The organism is Hymenobacter arizonensis (genome assembly GCF_900115775.1).
In the GTDB taxonomy this organism is placed as follows: Bacteria; Bacteroidota; Bacteroidia; order Cytophagales; family Hymenobacteraceae; genus Hymenobacter; species Hymenobacter arizonensis.
Map to the genome: position 1 here is coordinate 1,166,789 of NZ_FOXS01000001.1, position 19,152 is coordinate 1,185,940.

The 19,152-nt window shown below is 54.9% G+C and carries 16 protein-coding genes and 1 pseudogene; 13 read left to right on the forward strand and 4 right to left on the reverse strand.

Features of this window, described 5'->3' with window-relative positions:
- The first annotated feature begins 51 nt into the window (after positions 1-51).
- The 5 genes and pseudogenes from BMZ66_RS04865 (at position 52) to BMZ66_RS04885 (ending at position 4,201) form a co-directional block, all read left to right on the forward strand.
- Positions 52-876 (forward strand): type 1 glutamine amidotransferase, encoded by an 825-nt coding sequence (locus BMZ66_RS04865; protein WP_092669551.1) that lies wholly within the window; start codon positions 52-54, stop codon positions 874-876.
- Between the two features lie 30 nt (positions 877-906).
- Entirely contained in the window at positions 907-2,097 is a 1,191-nt protein-coding gene (locus BMZ66_RS04870; RefSeq protein ID WP_092669553.1) for a hypothetical protein, read from the forward strand.
- 294 nt (positions 2,098-2,391) lie between these two features.
- A pseudogene (locus BMZ66_RS26535) lies at positions 2,392-2,544 on the forward strand (YkvA family protein); the annotation flags it as partial.
- Positions 2,545-2,975: 431 nt separating this feature from the next.
- Positions 2,976-3,275, forward strand: a complete 300-nt coding sequence (locus tag BMZ66_RS04880; protein WP_143080057.1) for a YciI family protein — start codon at positions 2,976-2,978, stop codon at positions 3,273-3,275.
- Positions 3,276-3,382: 107 nt separating this feature from the next.
- Positions 3,383-4,201 carry a DUF1571 domain-containing protein gene (locus tag BMZ66_RS04885; RefSeq protein WP_177204598.1) on the forward strand — a complete coding sequence of 273 codons (819 nt, stop codon included), beginning with the start codon at positions 3,383-3,385 and terminating at the stop codon, positions 4,199-4,201.
- A 154-nt stretch (positions 4,202-4,355) separates the two neighbouring features.
- Here BMZ66_RS04885 and BMZ66_RS04890 read toward each other — a convergent pair whose 3' ends face one another.
- Positions 4,356-5,228 carry an SDR family oxidoreductase gene (locus BMZ66_RS04890; RefSeq protein WP_092669561.1) on the reverse strand — a complete coding sequence of 291 codons (873 nt, stop codon included), beginning with the start codon at positions 5,226-5,228 and terminating at the stop codon, positions 4,356-4,358.
- A 180-nt stretch (positions 5,229-5,408) separates the two neighbouring features.
- On the opposite strand from BMZ66_RS04890, the gene BMZ66_RS04895 reads away from it, so the two are divergent.
- The 4 genes from BMZ66_RS04895 (at position 5,409) to BMZ66_RS04910 (ending at position 9,068) form a co-directional block, all read left to right on the forward strand.
- Complete coding sequence (locus tag BMZ66_RS04895; RefSeq protein WP_092669563.1) at positions 5,409-6,287, forward strand: NAD-dependent epimerase/dehydratase family protein; 879 nt, start codon at positions 5,409-5,411, stop codon at positions 6,285-6,287.
- Between the two features lie 117 nt (positions 6,288-6,404).
- Positions 6,405-7,670 carry a BaiN/RdsA family NAD(P)/FAD-dependent oxidoreductase gene (locus tag BMZ66_RS04900; protein ID WP_234794977.1) on the forward strand — a complete coding sequence of 422 codons (1,266 nt, stop codon included), beginning with the start codon at positions 6,405-6,407 and terminating at the stop codon, positions 7,668-7,670.
- Between the two features lie 33 nt (positions 7,671-7,703).
- Positions 7,704-8,489, forward strand: a complete 786-nt coding sequence (locus BMZ66_RS04905; protein ID WP_092669565.1) for a transporter — start codon at positions 7,704-7,706, stop codon at positions 8,487-8,489.
- Positions 8,490-8,627: 138 nt separating this feature from the next.
- On the forward strand, positions 8,628-9,068 hold the full coding sequence (locus BMZ66_RS04910) for a ferritin-like domain-containing protein (protein ID WP_092669567.1): 441 nt from the start codon (positions 8,628-8,630) through the stop codon (positions 9,066-9,068).
- A 370-nt stretch (positions 9,069-9,438) separates the two neighbouring features.
- On the opposite strand, the gene BMZ66_RS04915 is transcribed toward BMZ66_RS04910, so the two are convergent.
- Together BMZ66_RS04915 and BMZ66_RS04920 are read right to left on the reverse strand one after the other, a co-directional pair.
- Entirely contained in the window at positions 9,439-11,472 is a 2,034-nt protein-coding gene (locus BMZ66_RS04915; RefSeq protein WP_092669569.1) for a DEAD/DEAH box helicase, read from the reverse strand.
- A gap of 480 nt (positions 11,473-11,952) precedes the next feature.
- Positions 11,953-12,147: a cold-shock protein gene (locus BMZ66_RS04920; protein WP_035564390.1), complete on the reverse strand. Its 195-nt coding sequence runs from the start codon at positions 12,145-12,147 to the stop codon at positions 11,953-11,955.
- 155 nt (positions 12,148-12,302) lie between these two features.
- Here BMZ66_RS04920 and BMZ66_RS04925 point away from each other — a divergent pair, with 155 nt between their 5' ends.
- Genes BMZ66_RS04925 through BMZ66_RS04935 form a run of 3 tightly spaced genes read left to right on the forward strand, consistent with a single transcriptional unit; the run spans position 12,303 to position 16,742 of the window.
- Positions 12,303-12,713: an acyl-CoA thioesterase gene (locus BMZ66_RS04925; protein WP_177204599.1), complete on the forward strand. Its 411-nt coding sequence runs from the start codon at positions 12,303-12,305 to the stop codon at positions 12,711-12,713.
- 48 nt (positions 12,714-12,761) lie between these two features.
- Positions 12,762-13,295, forward strand: coding sequence for a hypothetical protein (locus tag BMZ66_RS04930; RefSeq protein WP_143080058.1), 534 nt, complete (start codon positions 12,762-12,764; stop codon positions 13,293-13,295).
- Between the two features lie 6 nt (positions 13,296-13,301).
- On the forward strand, positions 13,302-16,742 hold the full coding sequence (locus tag BMZ66_RS04935) for a UvrD-helicase domain-containing protein (RefSeq protein ID WP_092669575.1): 3,441 nt from the start codon (positions 13,302-13,304) through the stop codon (positions 16,740-16,742).
- Between the two features lie 327 nt (positions 16,743-17,069).
- Here BMZ66_RS04935 and BMZ66_RS04940 read toward each other — a convergent pair whose 3' ends face one another.
- Positions 17,070-17,609 carry a vitamin K epoxide reductase family protein gene (locus BMZ66_RS04940; RefSeq protein ID WP_092669577.1) on the reverse strand — a complete coding sequence of 180 codons (540 nt, stop codon included), beginning with the start codon at positions 17,607-17,609 and terminating at the stop codon, positions 17,070-17,072.
- A 186-nt stretch (positions 17,610-17,795) separates the two neighbouring features.
- Between BMZ66_RS04940 and BMZ66_RS04945 the strand changes: the two genes are divergently transcribed.
- The gene (locus BMZ66_RS04945) at positions 17,796-19,148 is read left to right on the forward strand and encodes a leucine-rich repeat-containing protein kinase family protein (protein WP_092669579.1); all 1,353 of its coding nucleotides are present in this window, start codon (positions 17,796-17,798) and stop codon (positions 19,146-19,148) included.
- Positions 19,149-19,152: the final 4 nt, after the last annotated feature.

Consider the following 19,152-nt stretch of genomic DNA (forward strand, 5'->3'; position numbering starts at 1 on the left):
CCTGGCTTTTATTTATATGCCGGTGCTGCCGGCTGCTTACTTTGATACTCTATGGAGGCTATTCGCATTGCCATTCTTGATATGTATAACAACGCGCCGAACGAAGGCATGCGCTGCATTCGGCAGCTGCTGAGCCGGGGCAGCGTAGAAAACGGGGTTCCGTTTGCCGTTGACACGTTTAATGTGCGGGCCAATAACGAGGTGCCCGGCCTGGACTACGACCTGTACATTTCGTCGGGCGGCCCCGGCAGTCCCCTCGAATCTGGGGAGGCCTGGGAGCCCCGCTACTTCGCCTTTATTGATGCACTGTTGGCCCACAATCAGGCTCATGAGCAGAAAAAACACCTGCTGCTGATTTGCCATTCGTTTCAATTGGTAAGCCGGCACTTGGGTGTGGGTGAAATCAGCCGGCGCAAGTCTACCTCGTTTGGAGTGCTGCCCGTGCACCTCACCCCTGCTGGCCTCGACGAACCCGTGCTGCACGGCCTGCCCGAGCCGTTCTACATCGTTGATTCGCGCGATTACCAGCTCACCAACCTCAATGCAAGCCGCCTCGAAGAGCTGGGCGCCGAAGTCCTGTGCCTGGAAAAAGACCGGCCCCACGTACCGCTGCCCCGCGCCATAATGGCCATTCGCTTTACGCCCGAAGTCCTGGGAACTCAGTTCCACCCCGAAGCCGACGGCGAAGGCATGCTCCGCTACATGCTTACTGACGAGCGTAAGCAGCAGGTGGTGACCACCTACGGCGAAGAGAAGTACGAGGAAATGGTGCACCTGCTGGCCGACCCCAACACCATCGAGCGCACCGAGTCGGTCATCGTGCCTACTTTTCTGCGCCGCGCCCTGGCCCACATGGGTCAGCTCACCGCCGCCTAACTCCCCGCCGCTTTGGCCAACTCTTGCCTTATGATTCCTGAACACCGCCAACGATTCAACGCCGCGTTCAGCCCGGCCACCTACCAGGAAATGCTGGCTGACATTGAACGTCAGCTGCCCGGCCAGCTCGACTTCCGGGTGGCCGAAACGCCGGTTTTCATTCCGGCCGTGCTGCGCGACAAATTGATTGCTGCAGGCGAAAGCATCATTAAGGTAATTGAACAGCCAAACTTCAAGGAATTAACCGAAGCCTCTATTCCTGCTCACCAGCGGGTGCCCCACGAAGACGAGCGGCCTGAGTTTTTAACCTTTGATTTTGCAGTGTGCCGGGACGCCGCCGGTGAGCTAGAACCGCAGCTAATTGAAATGCAGGGATTCCCTTCCTTGTATGCTTTTCAGTCCTGGCTCCCAACTGTTTTTAAACAGCATTACCCCATTGCAGATACTGTCACCCCTTTTCTTGATTCAATTGATTACGAGGGCTATCAGGAACTGATGCGCCAATTTATTCTGGGCGGCGAACCGGCAGAGCAAGTCATTTTACTCGAATTATTTCCTGAAAAGCAGAAGACCCGAATTGACTTTTTTCTGTCAAAAAAACTTTGGGGAGTAGATGCCATTTGTCTGACTAAAATTCAGCGCAAAGCCCGGGAGTTATTTTACGAGAAAAATGGTGAGTTAATTAAAATAAAACGGATTTATAACCGCGTTATTTTTGATGAGCTAGCTCGTCATCCGGAGTTGAATTTATCATTTAATTTAACCGAGGATGTTGATGTAAAATGGGTTGGACATCCTAATTGGTTTTTTCGAATTAGTAAGTACACTTTGCCGCTGCTTCAGGGTCCTTTCGTACCACCAAGCTACTATTTGCACGAGTTGTCGGAGTATCCTGAAGACTTGCACAACTACGTACTCAAGCCCCTATTCTCGTTTGCCGGAGCCGGCGTGCGGCTGCATGTTACCGCTGCAGACTTAGACGCATTGCCCGACAAGCAGAATTACTTATTGCAGCGCAAGGTATCGTACGAACCCGTGGTGCAGTCGACAAATGGCTTGGTTAAATGTGAAATCCGTTTGCTATATATCTGGCCCACTGGTGAGCCTCGGCCACAGCTCCTCACGGGCCTCGGCCGCTTGAGCCGCGGCGAAATGATAGGCGTCGACTTTAACAAGGACAAAGACTGGGTTGGTGGCACCACTCCGCTATTCGAGAAATAAGTCGCGGGCATGGCACGGTTTGTAGCCATAATGAGAACAACGCAAGGTTATGGTTCCGCGTAAAGGCAGCCCATCACCCCTTACCCTCATTTTATGTCTTCTCTGTCTGAAATGGGCCTTCGGCTCTCGAAGAATGCCCTATTTAACGTATTTATTGGCCGTTCCACCAAGCTATTGGGCCGGCCTTTCAAGGTTATTACTACGCTAAACGAAGTAGCGGAGAAACTAGCCGACAAAAAAAGCACCGATAACAAGTTTCAACAGCTTTTCAAGACGGCCCTGACCTTGGTCCGCATGGTGAAGAATTACATCAACGGCAGCTACCGCGAGGTATCGACCAGCACTATTGTCACTGGCCTTGCTGTGTTGCTTTACGTGCTCTCTCCCATCGACTTGATTCCTGATTTCATCCCCGTAATCGGCTTTCTCGATGACTTGAGCCTAATCAGCTGGTTTGCTGGCAAGTTCCAGGATGAAATTGTTCGCTATAAGGAATGGGAGAAAACGAGCCAGGGCACGGCAACTAGCGCTTCAGATGCAAAGGCAACCCCCGATTTGATAGCCATGCCGGCTCTGGGAGATACAAGTCAACCCAGTGTAGCGGAGCTTGGCCACTCTTAGTAGCTTGCTCATCTACGAGTCTGCAGTTCGATACTGAACTCCATGAACGAAAGCCCTGGCTAACGCTGGGGCTTTTTCATTATTCTAAGTTTTCTATTATCCTTTAACAACCCTGAGCGCCCCAGTTCAACCAGTTAGTAAACACACTGCTCACTGCTTAAGATTACGCTCAACAAAAAATAGACCTCATGCCCATTCCCGCGTTAACTTTCGGGAAATTACTGGTGTTAGAGTGCCAACTTTGTCTATTCTATTTTATGCCTACGTTTGTCGTTTCCCTCCGCCTACCCGATGATTACGATGAGGAGTTCATTGCTCTTATTCCAAGTCACCGTGATTTTATTAACCGCATGATAAATGAAAAAATAGTGGAGGTCTACGCCATCAGCAGTGACCGAAGCCGGGGCTGGGTCACCATCAACGGCGACGATGCCGCGGCTGTGCAAGCCGTAGTGGAGCAGTTTCCCCTTTATAATTACTTACAGGCCGTGGAAATTGACGAGCTATTTATTTTCGATAGCACTGCTTCGCGTTTTCCCCACATTAGCTTAAACTAATTATTTACGGCCTGTCAATTAGCGGGCATTATTCACTTCATTCGATTCAAATTTTTATGGTAGCGCTGCCAGCTCCTTATCGTTCGTTTGCAAAAAAAATAGTTCCCTTGGCTGCTCTGAGCCTGGTTGCCGCCACCGCTCCTAGCTCCCCACCACCCACTACCGAGCAATTAACCTCGCGCATGAGCGCAGCTATTGAGAACCTGAAAACGTTGCGCTGCACCGTGAAGGCGCAGGAGCGCATTGGTGGTAATATCAACCAAGCGCGCAGCATCATGAAGCTCACCTACAACCCTTTGCGGATTTACATCAAAAACCAAAAAGGAGTAGAAGTATTGTGGCTGGCTGGCCAGAACAACGGCGATGCCTGGGTGTACCCCGCCAGTTTCCCGTACGTGACCCTGAGCTTGGACCCCAAAGGCAAGCTCATGCGCGGCAGCCAGCACCACACGGCTCTACAGGCTGGTTTTGGCACCATTACCGACTTGTTGCACACCACTCCCCTGCGCCAGGACAATTCCTTCAGCCGCTCGTTCCGCTACACCGGCGACACCCTTTTGCTGGGCCGCACCAGCCATGTGCTTCGCTCCGACTACCCGCAATTTCGGTACGTGAATTATAAGGCGGGGAAAAATGAGACGATAAGTAGCGTTGCAGAGCGTTTCGGCTGCGGCGAATTTCGTGTTATTGAACGTAACGGCTTAACAATTGGAGAGAAGATTCCCGAGGGCAAGGTACTACTGGTACCAAACTGCTACGGTCGCCGTACTACCATCTGTGTCGACCCTAAAACCTACCTCCCAACCATGGTGCAGGTAGATGACGATAAGGGCCTGTTTGAGAAGTTTGAATTCAGCGACGTTATTGCCAATCAGCCTATTCCATTGGAAGAATTTACCAAGGATTACAAGGGATACAAATTATAATTATCAATTTATTTCCTTGCAAACAAATAATAATTAGAGACAACTTAATTATTAATTGTTTCGTGTTACAAATGCAAATAAAAAGGCCGCTCAAATGAACGGCCTTTTTATTTGATTAATTAATACCATTAATTAAACAGACAACACTTGCGACTTAACGGCGCATGGTTTTTTCTATTTGGTCCCACATATCAGGAGTAAGCATTTCTAGTTTGTTGAATTCTCCGGCACCGTTCAGCCACTCACCACCGTCAATTGTGACCACCTCGCCGTTGACGTAGGAAGAGAAATCGGACACCAAATACGCCGCCAAGTTGGCTAGCTCTTGGTACTGGCCCACTCGCTTGAGCGGCACGCTGGCGGCGGGGTCGAGTTTGCTGGCCAGCGGCTCGGGGAAGAGACGGCTCCACGCACCTTCTGTGGGGAACGGGCCGGGCGCAATGGCGTTGGAGCGAATACCGTATTTGGCCCATTCCACTGCCAGCGAACGGGTCATGGCCAGCACACCCGCCTTTGCCGCTGCCGAAGGCACCACAAAAGCAGACCCTACCGAGGCATAGGTAGTGACAATATTGAGGATGGTACCGGGCTTTTTGTCGGCTATCCAACGCTTGCCTACCGCAAGGGTGCAATTGTAAGAACCGCGCAGCACGATGTCCACAATCACATCAAACGCCTTGTGGGAGAGGCGCTCGGTGGGGCTAATAAAATTACCGGCCGCGTTGTTCAACAGCACATCCACCCCCCCGAACTCCTGGATGGTGCGGTCCAGCATGGCTTCTACTTCGTCGTACTTGCGCACGTCGCAAGCAATGGCCAACACCTTGCCGCCGGTTTGCTCGCGCAGCTCCTCCGCAGTTTTTTCCAACACTTCCAGCTTGCGGCTGGTTATGGTCACGTTGGCACCAAGCTGCAAAAAGTAGGTGGTCATGGCACGGCCGAGGCCGGTGCCGCCGCCCGTTACGATGATGGTTTTGCCGGCCAAAGCGTTGTCGCGCAGCATGGGCTGGGTGTACGGAGTATTCATGCAAAAACAAGTGTAGTGGTGGGAATTGCGGTTTAGTCCGCGCCCCGAAGGTACAAGACTGACGGTTTGAATATTTTCTCGCTCACTGCTGCACGCAGCAACATTTCTTTCGGTTAAATATAGTGGTAACTATTTTTTTTGCACCTTCGTGTTTCGAAAGAGATAAATTACTTTATTTTCATGAATAGTTCCAGTTCCGGGGGCTCCACGAGCGCAGCATCGGGAGCGGATACCCCAACCGTTTTGGTGCTTGGATGCGGATGGCTGGGCATGGCCCTGGCGCGGTCCTTGGCCGCGTCGAAGTACCGCGTGCTGGGCACTACCACCACTCCCGAGCAAATTCCGACCATGGAAGCCGCCGGCATCGAGTCGCATTTGCTGCGGCTTGGCTCCGATTTTGGCTCCCCTGCCGACGCCTTACTCAAACGCCTGCTGCACGCGGCCGACGTGCTGGTGCTAAACGTACCTCCGCGCGCATCCTCGGCTGGGGCCTACCCTTCCTTGCTGCGTCCTGTGCACCGGGCAGTGGCAGCCGCGGGCACTAAGCACGTCATCTTCGTGAGCTCCACCAGTGTGTACCCCGACGAGCCCCGGACCATGCGCGAAAGCGACGCCCTGAGCACCCGCGATGCTGCCTCCGACGTGCTGCGCGCCGAGGGGCATTTTGTGCCGCGCTACGGCCAATGGAAAAGCACAGTAGTACGCTTGGGGGGCCTCATCGGGCCCGAACGGGCTCCCGGCCGCTTCTTGGCCGGTCGCCGCGACCTGGCCAATGGCAACGCCCCGGTCAACCTGCTTCACCTGACCGATGCGGTGGGAGTGCTATCGGCCATTATTGAGCACGATGCCTGGGGGCACACCTTCAACGTGTGCGCCGCGCAACACCCGCTGCGGCGTGAGTTTTACCCAGCAGCGGCGCAGTACTTAAAACTGGAATCCCCGAGCTTTAAAGAGGAAGCCGGCCTGAGTGGGAAAATAGTTGATAGCAGCTTGGTGCGGAGCATTCTACCATATAAATTTCAGCACGACGATGTGCTAATGGCCCTGGAGCATTGCTAAGAGGCTGTTCGGGTTTACAGAGGAGATAGATTGAAGCAAAGCCGCTGCACAAGCCAGTGACTAGAATGTATGCTGTCCTTTTAGTCGAGGCCGCAGTTGCAGCCGTACCTTTGTGTGGTGAAAACTGACACAGCCAAACCCCTAATAGCCGTGCTTGGCGGTGGCGCAGCCGGCTTTTTCGGTGCCATTGCCTGTGCTGAAGCCAACCCCGCTCTCCAGGTCGTATTGTTAGAAAAAACGGGCAAGCTGCTGGGCAAAGTCCGGATTTCGGGCGGCGGGCGCTGCAACGTAACCCATGCCTGCGAAACACCAGCCCAACTAGTGGCGCACTACCCGCGGGGCAGCAAACAGCTCAAATCGGCATTCCAGCAGTTTGGCGTGGCCGAAACCGTGGCGTGGTTTGCCAAGCGGGGCGTGCAGCTAAAGACCGAAGCCGATGGCCGCATGTTTCCCACCACCGATTCGAGCGAAACCATTGCCCAGGCCCTGGAGCAAGCGGCCCGCCAGGCCGGGGTCCGCATCTGCCTCAACACCGGCGTTGACGAGGTTCGGCCCTTAGCCGAGGGCGGCTTCGACCTGAAACTTAGCGGCAGTGGAGCTGCTCAACTCGGCGGCGCCCTGCGGGCCTCGCGCGTGCTCATTGCCAGTGGCGGCAATCCGAAAAGCGCCAACTACGACTGGCTGCGCGCCCTGGGCCACAGCGTGGCAGAGCCAGTGCCGTCGCTGTTCACTTTCAATGTTCCCAACTCGCCCCTAAACGAGCTCATGGGCGTGAGCGTGCCCCAGGTGCGCGTGGTGCTGGCCGGCGAAAAGCTGCAATACGAAGGCCCCTTGCTCGTGACCCACTGGGGCGTGAGCGGCCCGGCCGTGCTCAAGCTCTCGGCCTGGGGCGCTCGTCGGCTCAACGACTTAGGCTACGTGGGCACGGCCCTGGTAAACTGGATTCCTACCTTCACCGAAGAAACCCTGCGGCTCTGGCTGCAGCAGTTCCGACAGGAAAACGGCAAAAAAACTGTCGCCGTCAACCCCCAGTTTGGGTTGCCCCAACGCCTCTGGCGCAACCTGACCGAGCAAGCCGGCATTGGGGCCGACACGCGCTGGAGCGACCTGCCCGCCAAGGCACAAAACCGCCTGCTGGAGTTATTGCTTCGCTATCCGCTGGCCGTGCGTGGCAAAACCACCTACAAGGAAGAGTTTGTGACGTGTGGTGGCATTTCGCTAGATGAAATCGATTTAAAAACCATGCAAAGCCGCCGGGTGCCGGGCTTATTTTTTGCCGGTGAGGTGCTGGATATCGACGGCATTACGGGTGGCTTCAATTTTCAGGCAGCCTGGACTACTGGCTATTTGGCGGGGCGGGCAATGGGAACCGCTGGTTCGTAAATACCGGCTCCGCCAACCGCTAAAGCACGCAACATGACCCCAAACTTGGTTGCCCTAGCGGCCCTACCCCGGTTTCTGTTTACCTCTGCTTTGCTGCTGTCGTTGGCTGAACACAGCTTCGGCCAACGCCGCGACCCGGGGCCCATCAGCACGGGGCGCCCCGACCAGACCACTGGAACAAACGTTATTCCAAAGCATACCCTCCAGCTAGAATCCGGTCTGCGGTACCAGCGCGATGAGGCAGTGCGGTCATTCAATTATCCGTCGTTGGTGATGCGCTATGGCTTGCTCGACCGACTGGAACTGCGCGTGGGCAGCGCCATTCAGGATTCACTGCCAGAGGGCAGCCGCCCGCGTAGCCGCGGGGTAGGCCCCCCTGAAATCGGGGCGCGCTTTAGTTTGTGGGAGGAGACCGGGCTGTTGCCTGAAGTTGCCCTGACCGGCGGAGTTACCCTGCCCATCGGTGCCGAAATTCTGCGCCCGGCCAACCCCGAAGCCCGTCTTCGCCTCGGCCTTACCAACTCTCTGACCGACAATATATCTCTGACGTACACCTACGGCTATGGCTGGCTGCAAAACGCGACCGAGCATAAGTATGCGGCAAAGCTGGCGGCCAGATTGAGTCAGCGGCTATCGGTTTACGGTGAGTTTTTTGGCATTAAGACCTCTGGCAGCCGGCCTGGCAATGAAACTGACGCCGGTATACTCTGGCTCTTAAAAGACAACCTTCAACTGGACCTTGCGCTCGGAACCGGCCTTACCAGTGCGGGGCCGGTTTATTTCGTTACCACCGGCTTCTCGGTTCGGCTCCCCTATTAGTACGGTGCCATCCCATTTGGCAACCCGCGGCCGTTAGCCATGAGCCAAGGCTGGCTATGGCCACCACAACCCGACTCCGGTTTTGGCAGTATTAGAGAACACAAACACATTCCCTTTCCCAACTAAACACTATTCCCGATGGAAGCCAAAGCCACCCAAGCCCTGCTCAACGAATTGGTTGAAACTCTCAAAGATGGCCAAAAAGGCTATGCCGACGCCATGACCGACGTTGAGGACGCGCGCTTGAAAGACACCTTTAAGAAATACGCTGCCCAGCGCTCCGAGTACATCACCGAAATCGAGGACCAGATGTTCAAGCTGAACCTCAAGCCCGACGAAAGCGGTTCAGTTACCGCCACCGTACACCGGGCCTGGATAGACCTGAAAGCTGCCCTGACCAGCAAAAACAATAATGCCGTACTCAACGAGTGCGAGCGCGGCGAGGACTACGCCGTGAAAGCCTACCAAACGGCCCTGAAAGCGCAGGACTTGCCTTCGCCCGTAAAATCGGTGATTGAAAAGCAGTACCAAGGCGTTCAAGAGGCTCTTAGCACCATTAAGTCACTGAAAACCGCGTAACAACACCACACAAAGAGTTAACACTCTGTATGCAAAAGCAAAAGGAGCCGCTCAAATTGAGCGGCTCCTTTTGCTTTAGGCTAAACATGAATAATCGCCTGCTCCGGTCCGACCGCCCTAGGCGGTCCGACCGGTTGAAGAAGACCCGATTAGTTGTTACGACAACTGGTCGGACCGCCTAGGGCGGTCGGACTGGCAGTACGGTTACATGTGCACACCCACTCTATTAACACCCCACATACATTTAACTTAATGCACTTAAAACAAAAAAGCCGCTCAAATCGGGCGGCTTTTTTGTTTTAACCTAACATATTTTCACCTAACGACTCACTTCAGCTGGATAATCCAGAGTCACCTACATAAATAAGGTCTACTCATCGAAGCTTTCGTTGCGGGGAGCACGGGGAGCGCGAGGCGTTTCGTACTCGCGGGGCGTGCCGTAGCTGGGCTTGTTGCCATAGCTGGGCTTGTCGCCGTAGCTGCCTTTGTTGGCGCCGTAGCTGGGCTTGTTGCCGTAGCCGCTGCCGCCTTCGCGGTTGCCATATGCAGGCTTGTTGCCGTAGCTGGGGCGGTCGCCACCGTCGCGGTTGCCTTTGTAGCCACCGCCGTAGCCGCCTTCGCGGCGCTCGCCGCCACCGTAGCTGCTGCCACCGCGGTTGCCACCTTTGTAGCCACCGCCGTAGCCGCCCTCACGACGCTCGCCGCCGCTGAACGGACGACGCTCGCGGTCGCCCCCGAAGCCGCCGGGACCACCACCCGAACCACCGGTCCGGCTGAAGCCTTCTTCTTTAGCTGCGCCCTCCTGAACCGGAGTGGCAATGCTGAAGCTTACGGGCGTGCCCTGGATGCTGGTGCGGCCCAGCTTGCCCACAATCTCGTCGGCGTATTCCGATGGTACTTCCACAAAGCTGAACTTGTCGTAGAGGGCGATGTCGCCTACTTTGGCACCGGTCAGGTTGCTCGACTCGGCAATCAGGTCCACGATGTCGCGGGGGTGAATCCGGTCTTTCTTGCCCATGGTTACGAACAGACGCGTGTAGCCGGGGCGAGCCGTACCGGCTGCCTTGCTGGCATCGAGGCTCTGCTGAGCACTCTTGTCCTCCTTCATGGTCATCTTCAACAGCGCCGCAGCGATGTCGAGCGACGTGATTTCTTCACCCTGGTCGAGCAGGCGCTGCACGCGGCCCACGTACTTATCAAGGTTGCCTTTCTCGATAATCTCCTTGATTTGGTTCAGGAACAGCGTGGTTTTCACCTCCGATACGTCGGCAAACGACGGTACCTGCTCCAGTTTAATCTGAGCCTTGGTGAAGCGCATGATGTCGCGCAGCTTATAGATGTCGCGGCCGCTCACAAACGTGAAGGCTTTGCCTGACTTGCCAGCGCGGCCGGTGCGGCCGATGCGGTGCACGTAGTATTCTTCGTCGGCGGGCAGGTCGTAGTTCACTACGGCTTCCACGTTGTCCACGTCGATACCACGGGCAGCTACGTCGGTAGCTACCAGCACTTCAATGGTCGTCTTGCGGAACTTGTCGAGAGTATTCTGACGCTGCTGCTGGCCCATGTCGCCGTGCAGGCCTTCGGCGAAATAGCCTTTGGCTTGCAAGTCAGCTACGATTTCGTCCACCATGCGCTTGGTGTTGGCGAAAACGATGGTCGACTTCAGGTTGTACATATCGAGCAAACGGGTTAGCACGTCCTTTTTCTGGGGACCACGAACTTCGTAGTAGCTCTGCTCGATGTTGGTCACCGTCATCGTCTGGTGGTTCACCTTTACTACCTGCGGGTCGCGCTGGTACTTCTTGGTGAGCTCCATGATGGGCTTGCTCATCGTGGCCGAGAAGAACACCGTCTGGCGCTCCTTCGGCATCTTGCTCAGAATGAACTCGATGTCGTCGCGGAAGCCCATGTCGAGCATTTCGTCGGCTTCATCAAGAATGATTTTGGTGGTGTTCTCCAGCTTCAGGGTGCCACGCTCGATGTGGTCCATGATGCGGCCAGGCGTGCCGATAACAATCTGCACACCACGCTCCAGGGCGCGGAGCTGACGGTCATAGGGGCTGCCACCGTAGATAGGCACCACCATCAAACCACGCTTGTATTTGCCGAGCTTCTGGATTTCGCCCGACACCTGTACCGCGAGCTCGCGGGTGGGGCAGAGCACCAATACTTGTACGTCGCGGCTGTCGGCATCCACGCCGTCGATGGCGGGAATGGAGAAAGCAGCGGTTTTGCCGGTACCCGTCTGGGCCTGGCCGATAACATCTTTGCCCGCGAGCAGCACGGGGATAGCAGCAGCCTGAATGGCCGAAGCTTCTTCGTAGCCCATCTCGGTGATGGCGCGTTGTACTTCCTCAGAGAGGTTCAGTTCGTCAAAACGAACTACAATTTTTTCAGCTTCCATGAATGTGGAATTGGTAAAGGGGTAAGAGACTCGCTCCGAAAACAGCCGTACTCAGCGACGTTTCCCCTCCTTCTACCTTGTCACAATCAGGCGGGAAAAACAACCAAAAAACTATGCGGCCAATGCGTATTGCCTCTTCTAGGCTTGCGCGGACTTAGGGCCGTCCTCAAATGCGGGTGCAAAGGTACGGACTTTAAATCGCAATAGCTAAGGTGTACGGGAAATGATTTCGAGCGTCTCAGCATACAAGCACTTATTGTGCGTGTTGCTGAGTTGCCTCAAGCATATTGCTGACGAAATAATTCCATAGCCGGATATGCGCGGCAAGTTCAGAAGGCTACGGTTTTACAGCTTACGCGGAAGCTGTGAATGCTTACTCATTGAGTATGACGTAACTTCTTCTTTCAGGACAGAGAAACTAAAGGGCACAAAAAAAAGCCCACCAAAGGCAGGCTTTCTTAATACAAAGCTAAGGCAGGACTAAACCAGCGATACTTTAACAGCATTCGGGCCTTTTTTGCCCTGAGCTACTTCAAATTGAACTTTGTCGTTTTCGCGAATCGAGCTTACTTGCAGGTCGCTGATGTGTACGAAAATGTCTTCGCCAGTTTCGTCGTTTTTGATGAAACCAAAGCCTTTGGTCTCATTAAAGAATTTTACCGTTCCGGTGGGCATGGTGGTTGTGTTGTGGTTTCCCTAAGCTTTTGGGCCACCGTGGCTTGGTTTCTTAGGTTGCGTCAAAGATAGGCAGAAATTCTAAACCACCAAGTCGATAGCTATTTTTTTGAATGGATGCCGACCTTTGCCCGCTCCTTCCCTACCCAATAGCTATGTCAGACGTTCCAGCCAACACTTTCTCGCATGAATTTCAGGTTCCAGCAAGCGCTATAGATGCGCTTGGACACGCTAATAATGTGGAGTATGTGCGCTGGGTGCAGGACGTAGCTGGGGCCCACTGGTTAAGTATTTGCCCACCAGAAAAACACGAAGCGTACATATGGGTAGTGCGCGAACACCGCATTCGCTACAAGCAGTCCGCCTTTTTGGATGAAACGCTGCGGGCCACCACTTGGGTTGGCGAAACCAGTGGGGCTACTTCGCTCCGCTTAACCACAATTACCCGCGTTGCTGATAATGTGCTGCTGTGCGAGGCAGAAACTACCTGGGTGTTGCTGGACCCCAAGAGCGGCCGGCCGGTGCGGGTGACGCCCGAGATGGTGGAGTGGTTGAGGCCGAACTGAGTTCTATTTGAGCTTTGTAACATTCAAAATAGATAATTATGCATGTCTATGCCCTTCGTATTACTGTTCCAATTAGTACTGCTTACATCTTTTCAAAGCAGTTCTAATGGACATCAAGGAGTGTGGAAAGTTATTAGCGTCAAGAATACAAAGCTGGAACTAGGGACGGTGAAAAGCAGCCTCAAAGATTTTCATAAAATCAGACAGCGCTACATTGGTGATAACTTCAGCATCGAAAGCAACTCATTGAGTTTTCCCGAAAAGCTCAATGAAAAGGATGGTTATGGTAAAATATCAAACCTGGTCGGGCAAGCCACTTTTAAAAAAGTCACTGACAATGATGCAATGAAACGTTGGCCGGGTGATGAATTAACCTGTAATTACAAATCAGAAAACACTTGTCTTGTAAGCGATTCATTCATGAAGCTACTTGGCAATTCATCTAATGATTTGATGGTTATTACTTACCAAAGTAATAACCCCAATAATTTCGTAGCTAGGCTATGTATTATTGATAATAACCTTGCTGGTCTACTGTTAGATAATTATCAAGTGTTATTAATTCTGAAACGTATTAAATAGAAAACAGTGCCTGCTTCATTCCGCATTTACTCCTCTTCTGCCGGCTCGGGCAAGACCTATCAGCTTACTAAAGAATACCTCGTGCTGGCCTTAGGAGCAGATGACCCCTCCTATTTCAAGCGCATTCTGGCCATCACGTTCACCAACGATGCGGCGGGGGAAATGAAGGAGCGGATTGTGGGGGCTTTGCGGCGCTTTGCGTATCCGGAAACCGGCAAAGTAGATGGGCTGCTGGCCGAGGTAGCGGCGGAACTGGGTGCAGGCGGGCACCTACCACCGCACGCCCGCACGCCTGAGGAACGGCAGCGGGAAGTGCAACGGCGCGCTACCGAAACGTTTCGGCTGGTGCTGTACCACTACGCCGATTTTGCAGTGAGTACCATCGACTCCTTTGTACAGCGCATTGTGACGGCTTTCACGCGGGAATTGGGCCTGCCGGCCACGTTTGAAGTAGAACTGGATACCGATAGTGTGCTGCAAAGCGCCGTGGCCACGTTGCTCGACAAGGTAAACCGCGACCCCAATACCAAGCTGCTCTCGCAGACGCTGGCGGAATATGCGCTGGGCCAAGCCGAAGAAGGCAAAAGCTGGAGCCGCCTGCCAGAAGAACTGGCCACTTTTGGCAAGGTGCTGTTTAATGAAACGGTGCAGGAGGCAGTGGCCCAGCTGGGCAAATTGTCCCTGGCTGATTTCCGGCGGCTGGACCGCGAAATCAGGGCGCGGCGCACGGAGATTGAAACTGCTTTTGCGCAAACGCAGGAGCTGGGAGCCGCGGTGCTGGCCGATGCGAATGTGAGCGTGGATGATTTGTATTACGGCAAAACCGGCATTGGCCAGTATGTGCAAAAGGGCGTGGCGTTGCTACAGCCCGATGCCGGCCCCAATAGCTACGTGCGCAAAACACTGGCCGAGGACAAATGGTACGGTGGGAAAATTAAATCGCCGGTTGACAAAGCACGCGTGGATTTAGTGCGAGAGCCGCTCAGTCAATTGGTGGCCACGCTGGATGAATTGCGCACGAAGTATCTGCCTAATTACGGCTTGCTGTCGGCTATGCAGCCGTATTTATTTCATGCCTCGCTGCTAAGTGAATTAAATAAGATTGTGGAGCAAATCAGCATGGAGCGCAACGTGGTGCTGATTTCGGAATTTAACCGGCGCATTGCCAGCATTGTGCTCACCGAACCAGTGCCGTTTTTATATGAGCGGCTGGGCGAGCGGTACGAGCATATTCTGATTGACGAGTTTCAGGACACTTCGGTGCTGCAGTGGAACAACCTGTTACCGCTGGTAGAAAACACCCTGGCCAATGGTCATTCCAGCCTGGCGGTGGGCGATGCCAAGCAGGCCATTTACCGGTGGCGCGGGGGCGAGATGGAGCAGATTCTGCGCCTGCACCAGGGCAATACCGAGGCGCTGGTAGCAAAAGCCAAGGAGGAAGAAATGCGCGAGCTGCTGCGGCACCGCTACGAGTCGTTTAATGGTAAGCTCGAGGCCAAGGCATTGCAAGTGAACTACCGCTCGGCGCGGGAAATTGTCGACTTCAACAACACGTTTTTTGAGGCCATTAGCCAGCGGCACGCGGTGCTGGGCTTGGTGGGCGGCATTTACGACCATGCTTTTGGGCAACAGGTACCAACGTCGTTGAGCGAGGCGCAACAGGGTCATGTGGAGCTGCTTTTTACTCAGAAAGATGCCCCCGCCATGCGCTACGACGCCAGCGCGGGCACCTACACCAGCGAGCCCCTCCCCGGCCACGTGCCCGAAGCGGTGTTGAACTACGACGAAAGCACCTGCTACCTGACCCTGCAGCTGGTGGAGCAGGCCTTGCGCGACGGTTACGCCCTTAGTGACATTTCGGTGCTGTGCCGGACTCGCTACGCCAGTAAGATTATAGCCAAGTTCCTGAAGGAACGGGGCTATCCTATTATTTCGGCCGATTCGCTGGCGCTGGAATTTGCGGAAGTGGTGAACCTGCTCGTGGGCATTCTGCGGGTGCTGCACCAGCCGGCCGATACGCTGGCGCGGGCCGAAGCATTGCTTTTGGTAGACAAAGTGGTGCGGGGCCTCGCTCCTACTCCGACCCGCGCCCGGCACATTGCCCAAATCGCGAATGAGCACCACGGCAAGCCATTCTTTGACGAGCTGCGCGCCCTGGGCTACGATGTGCGGGAAGACGAAACCGGCAACCTGGGGCTTTATGAATTGGCCGAGCGGCTGCTGAACCTGTTTGGCTTGCTGGGCCGCAACGGCGAGAGCGACTACCTATTCCGCTTCCTGGATTTGACGCTGGAATACAGCCTGAAATTTGGCAATAACCTGGGCAACTTCCTCACGCATTGGGAGGAGCGCAAGGGCCGCATCAGCATTAATGCGCCGGGCGGGCGCGAGGCCATCACCATCACCACGGTGCACAAGGCCAAGGGATTGGCGTATGGAGTGGTCATTGTGCCCTTTGCCGACTGGAGCTTGGAACCTCACCGCGGCACATTACTCTGGGGGCATCTGGAAGCGCACGAGAAACCCCTGGACGCCATGCCGGAGGTGGCAGTAGTTAGCCTGAGTAAGGGCATTCAGCAAACGGCGCTGGCCCCGCAGTACGACGAAGAGCGGGAAAAAACCTTCCTGGAAGGCCTGAATACGCTGTACGTAGCGTTTACGAGGCCACGCCACCGGCTATATGTTATCAGCAAGCGGCCCGACGAAAAGAAGAGCACCAAGGCTTCGGAAGACGCTGAGGCAACCGCTCCTATCTCGGCGGCACGCAACGTGGCCGACCTGCTGCACGGCTACCTACTAGGCCGTGGCGAATGGCAGGAAGACCAGGTGTCTTTTGTGGTTTCAAAGGGCTCTCTGGCAGCAAAAAAGAATACTTCCAGGGCATCAACAGCTAATAGCTTCGACCTGACTAATCTGGCCGCTGCGCCCTGGGAAGACCGGCTCAAGCTGCGGCGCCACGCCACAACGCTTTTTGACTTCGATGAGCAACAGGCCCAGGGCGAGTGGAATCGTAAGCTACATTATGCCCTGCGCCGCCTACTTAAGGCTTCCGATGTGGGCCGGGTAGCCAGCCAGCTCGTAGCTGAGGGAATATTGGCCGCCCGCGAACGACCAGCACTGGTGGAAAGCCTGGAAAAGCTGGTGACTGACCCGCGCTTGGCCCCCTACTTCGCCCCGCACCTGAGTGTGGAAACTGAACGCGAAATCCTTGTTGGTGGCGTGAAGTTGCGCGACTACAAACCCGACCGCGTGGTGCTCGACCCGTCGCTGGAAGAGCACAACCGCATTGGCGGCCGCGTAACACTGATGGATTTCCGGTTGCCCCCGCCGCATGAAAAACACAAGCGGCTGCTGCGTAATTACGCTACGTTGTTTGAGGAGTTAGGCTACTCTGAAGTGCGTGGGGTAATATATTATTTCGGTACCGGAGAAGTGGTAACGGTGTAATTATACTCATCGCGAAGTGGCATGCGGAAATCGGCTGGCGGAGATAGCGACGCAATATCTTGCGTCTCGTCGTTGAACGACTGTTGAACGACTTGACTAGCACACCTCAACGGCGCGGTCCCGGAGACGCAAAATGTTGCGTCTCTACCCCGCTCTCGCAAACCACTTCCTGACCAGTATAAATAAAGATGATTGCATCAACACTCATGTCACTTTTTTCACAGCACGAGTGTCCTAACTATTTAAATGTTTTAAACTAATAAACCGGGCTTTCGCAACCTCCTTAAGCTCGCGAAAAGTCCGGATTATTAATTACAGATTGGTAAATTAATTATTTGCAATAGCTGGTTGCGTGCGGCGACCAAATAACTGTTTTACTGCTTTTATTAATTCTGGGGCAGCCAGCACTACAGAGGCAATTGAGGCAATAGTGGCAACTTGGCAATAAGCGCATAACGCTTTGTTTTCCTGCCATTCTTCCTGACCTAATTTAACGGCTGTGCCGGTATCAATCAGCGTTTTCACACCCATCGCGACGGGCAACAACGGGCTTTGGATGGCGCGGTGTTCTCCACCGGCGCTGGCCAGCGCGGCCGTGATGCCGTAATTCACTACCATGAGCAGGGCATCGGGGGTGGCCATGCGCTTGTAGGCGTAGGTCGACGCATCTACTTTGTCGGCATTAAAAAGGCTGTGGGGCGGTGGGTCGGGCAAGTGCTTGATGATGCCGGTTTGGTAGAGGCTCACTATTTGACCCATGGCCGTACCGAATAGCGAGAGGCCGATAATCCAGCGGCGCCGAGTAAGGTCGGACGAAACGCCTTCGCGCAGCTCATGGCTCAACTGCAATGGAGAGGGATTTGGCATAAGAAAAAGGAAAGAATGAGGTGTGGACTATCAAAAAATACGCACTGGCAACCGCTAGGTTTTGGCAATCGTGGCTGTTGTTGAGCTTAATAATCAGCTCCCAGCTCGATTTTTAGCCATCGCGCTGTGTAATTCTTATGCCATTATTGGAAGCGACCTTCAGCTTGCTCTGCCGAACTTTGCGCCATGCACACCCTCGAACAATTGCGCGCCGGCGAGCTGGCCGGCATTAGTCGGCTCGATTTGGCCGCTGGCCTGACCGAATTTCCCCGCGAGATTTTTGACTTAGCCGACACCCTAGAGGTACTCAACCTCTCAGGCAATGCCCTTTCTACTTTGCCCGACGACCTAGGGCGGCTGCACAAGTTGCGCGTGCTGTTTTGTTCCGACAACCGCTTTACCGCCGTGCCTGCGGTGCTGGGGCAGTGCCCGCAGCTCAGTATGGTAGGCTTCAAGGCCAACCAGATTCGCACGCTGCCCGCAGCGGCGCTCACCCCGGCCCTGCGCTGGCTGATTCTGACCGATAACCAACTCAATGAACTCCCCGCTGAGATAGGCACCTGCACGCAGCTACAAAAGCTAATGCTGGCGGGCAACCAGCTGCGCGAGCTGCCTGAGCAACTGGCCGCCTGTGTCAACCTGGAGCTGCTGCGCATAGCCGCCAACCAGCTGACAGAGCTGCCGGCATGGCTGCTGGCCATGCCCCGGCTGGCCTGGCTGGCCTATGCCGGCAATCCGTTTGGTGCACAGGCTGAGGCGGCTGTAACGGAGAGTCAGGTCATTGATATTGTTAACTGGGAGCAGCTCGTCATAGAGCAGCAGCTGGGCGAAGGGGCTTCGGGGGTTATTTACCAAGCGAAATGGCAGCGCGCTGATGAGGCCGTGGCCGAAGTTGCCGTAAAGCTTTTCAAAGGAGCCTTGACCAGCGACGGCCTGCCGCACAGCGAAATGGCGGCCTGCATCGGTGCGGGCACTCACCCCAACCTGATTGCCGTGAAAGGCAAAATAGTTCAACACCCGGCCCAGGCCGAAGGGCTGGTGCTGGAGCTCATCAGCTCGCATTTTCGCAATCTTGCGGGCCCGCCCAGCCTGGCTACATGCACGCGGGACGTGTACGCACCGGGCACGTCTTTCACCCTAGAAACTGCCCTGCGCACTGCATTGGATATTGCCGCCGCCACTCAGCACCTCCACGCCCGGGGCATTTTACACGGTGACTTGTATGCCCATAACATCCTCACAATGGATACGGGCAAGGCCCTGCTGGGTGATTTTGGTGCGGCCTGCTTTTTTTCGCCTGACGAAGCGACAACCAGCCAAGCCTTGCAGCGAATCGAAACCCGCGCTTTTGGCTGCCTGCTCGAAGAGTTACTGACTCATTGTACTGCTTCGGCAGCCTCCGAGCCTGCCATGGCGGCGCTGTGGGAGCTGCAAAAACAATGTGTGCAGCCCACTGTGGCTGCTCGCCCTTTGTTCAGCGAAATTCACGATACACTGATGCAGGCGAAAGCAGCTGCCGCGAAGCAGCTAGCTGTTTAGCTAG

Excerpts from the sequence above, each read along its gene's own strand:
- BMZ66_RS04865 (WP_092669551.1), top strand. The coding sequence starts at position 52 with ATGGAGGCTATTCGCATTGCCATTCTTGATATGTATAACAACGCGCCG.
- BMZ66_RS04870 (WP_092669553.1), top strand. The coding sequence starts at position 907 with ATGATTCCTGAACACCGCCAACGATTCAACGCCGCGTTCAGCCCGGCC.
- BMZ66_RS04880 (WP_143080057.1), top strand. The coding sequence starts at position 2,976 with ATGCCTACGTTTGTCGTTTCCCTCCGCCTACCCGATGATTACGATGAG.
- BMZ66_RS04890 (WP_092669561.1), bottom strand. The coding sequence starts at position 5,228 with ATGAATACTCCGTACACCCAGCCCATGCTGCGCGACAACGCTTTGGCC.
- BMZ66_RS04895 (WP_092669563.1), top strand. The coding sequence starts at position 5,409 with ATGAATAGTTCCAGTTCCGGGGGCTCCACGAGCGCAGCATCGGGAGCG.
- BMZ66_RS04905 (WP_092669565.1), top strand. The coding sequence starts at position 7,704 with ATGACCCCAAACTTGGTTGCCCTAGCGGCCCTACCCCGGTTTCTGTTT.
- BMZ66_RS04910 (WP_092669567.1), top strand. The coding sequence starts at position 8,628 with ATGGAAGCCAAAGCCACCCAAGCCCTGCTCAACGAATTGGTTGAAACT.
- BMZ66_RS04915 (WP_092669569.1), bottom strand. The coding sequence starts at position 11,472 with ATGGAAGCTGAAAAAATTGTAGTTCGTTTTGACGAACTGAACCTCTCT.
- BMZ66_RS04920 (WP_035564390.1), bottom strand. The coding sequence starts at position 12,147 with ATGCCCACCGGAACGGTAAAATTCTTTAATGAGACCAAAGGCTTTGGT.
- BMZ66_RS04925 (WP_177204599.1), top strand. The coding sequence starts at position 12,303 with ATGTCAGACGTTCCAGCCAACACTTTCTCGCATGAATTTCAGGTTCCA.
- BMZ66_RS04930 (WP_143080058.1), top strand. The coding sequence starts at position 12,762 with ATGCCCTTCGTATTACTGTTCCAATTAGTACTGCTTACATCTTTTCAA.
- BMZ66_RS04940 (WP_092669577.1), bottom strand. The coding sequence starts at position 17,609 with ATGCCAAATCCCTCTCCATTGCAGTTGAGCCATGAGCTGCGCGAAGGC.
- BMZ66_RS04945 (WP_092669579.1), top strand. The coding sequence starts at position 17,796 with ATGCACACCCTCGAACAATTGCGCGCCGGCGAGCTGGCCGGCATTAGT.